This is a genomic window from Parafannyhessea sp., assembly GCF_051876455.1.
Classification (GTDB): Bacteria; Actinomycetota; Coriobacteriia; order Coriobacteriales; family Atopobiaceae; genus Parafannyhessea.
In genome coordinates this window covers 3233-4780 of the sequence record NZ_JBJEHW010000050.1, presented here as the reverse complement: position 1 = coordinate 4780, position 1548 = coordinate 3233, and the positions used below count along the sequence as shown (strand labels likewise).

The window sequence follows — 1548 nt, the reverse complement described above, 5'->3', positions numbered from 1 at the left end:
AGGCAAGTGCAAGCCACGCCAAAGGAAGCCCCCGTGTCGGACGAGAAGAACGACAGCCATCCCATCAGCCAGGAGCAGGAGCCGGCGTCCGTGCCGGCCCCGGCCCACGCCGCCGAGGACTCCTCCCGCTACGAGGACGTGGTTGCCGTGAGCCAGAACTCCGAGGATGCGGTGGAGGACGCGGACGCCACCGTCGTGCGCGACGTGGACGCCTTCGGTCCCGACGCGGAGGGCATCGGCCAGGCGCCGCTGCCCAAGGAGGTCCCTGGCGAGGGCAGGAGCCGCAGGCGCGGCCGCGCGCTTCTCGCCCTGGTGATCGTGGCAGGTATCGCCGCGTGCCTCGTGGCTGCGGCGACGTACGGGGCCGAGCTCTGGGGCGGCAAGGTCGTCCCGTACGTGGTGGGCTACACGCAGGCACGCGCGACGGCGCGGCTGCAGCAGAAGGGCTTTGCCGTGCGCGTGCGCAAGGTCGCGTCCGACGCGGACGCGGGCACCGTCACCGCGACCGACCCCAAGGCGGGCCAGCGGCGAGACGCGGGGAGCACCGTCACGGTCAGCGTCGCGACGCCGCGCACGGTGCCGGACGTCACGGGCAAGACGCTCGCCGCTGCCAAGGCGGCGCTGCGCAAGTCAGGCGCAAGGAACTTCTCGATTGCCTACGTCGCGTCCGACGCGGAGCAGGGCACGGTCGTGGCCACGAGTCCGGCCGCCGGCGCGCAGTTTGCGTCCTCGGACGAGGTGACCATCAAGGTGGCGCAGCCCTACACCGTGCCCTACGTGGTGGGGAAGGACGAGGACGCCGCCAAGTCCGCCGTCGCGGAGGCGGGGCTGACCGCGAGCGTCGCGTACGTGGAGTCGAGCGAGGACGCGGGCACCGTCGTGGCGGCGGACCCCGCGCCCGGCACCACGATCCAGAAGGGTGCGACGGTCACGCTGCAGGTCTCGTCGCCGTTCCCGTCAGACTATCGGCACCTTCGCGACTACTTTGACTGCGTCAAGCGCGTGACAGAGTACCTCAAGACGCAGGGCTTCTCCATCGCGTCCTCCGGCACGGGGGACGATGGTGGGGCAGAGGTCCTGTACACCTCCGCGGACAAGGGCAACATCACGGTGGGGAGCAGGCCCTTCTCGCACAGCTTTGCGACAGGGAGCTCCACGGACGACGTGCTCGCGTCCGGCGCGCCCATGCGCGGCATCCGGCTCGACTTTGCCGCGTCTGACATTCCGCAGGACGCCTCCGGCCCAACGGAGGCCGACGCGCAGCATCTTGCGGACCTCTGCGGTTTCACGGGCGCGAGCCAGACGCTCACGGAGGCCAACGCCACGCTGCCGTCCGATCTCACAAAGACATCCGCAAGGTTCGTGTGCGTTTACGGCACGATGGGCGACTACAGCTGGTCCGTCCTGGTGGTAAGCGAGGGCGACTCCGTGCGCGCCTCCGCCACCTGTGCGCCCACGTCCCTGTACGACGACTACGACCTGTCCAAGTTTGGCAACAGCATCTGCGACATGATTGCCTGCGTGGACGTGTACGAATAGGGGTTGATC

Annotated in this window: 1 protein-coding gene; it reads left to right on the top strand. The window is 69.6% G+C overall.

What is annotated here, in order from left to right; genetic code table 11:
* A partial coding sequence (locus ACI38Z_RS02390; protein WP_439788587.1) for a PASTA domain-containing protein occupies positions 1–1539 on the top strand: 1539 nt, incomplete at its 5' end.
* Positions 1540–1548 lie beyond the last annotated feature (9 nt).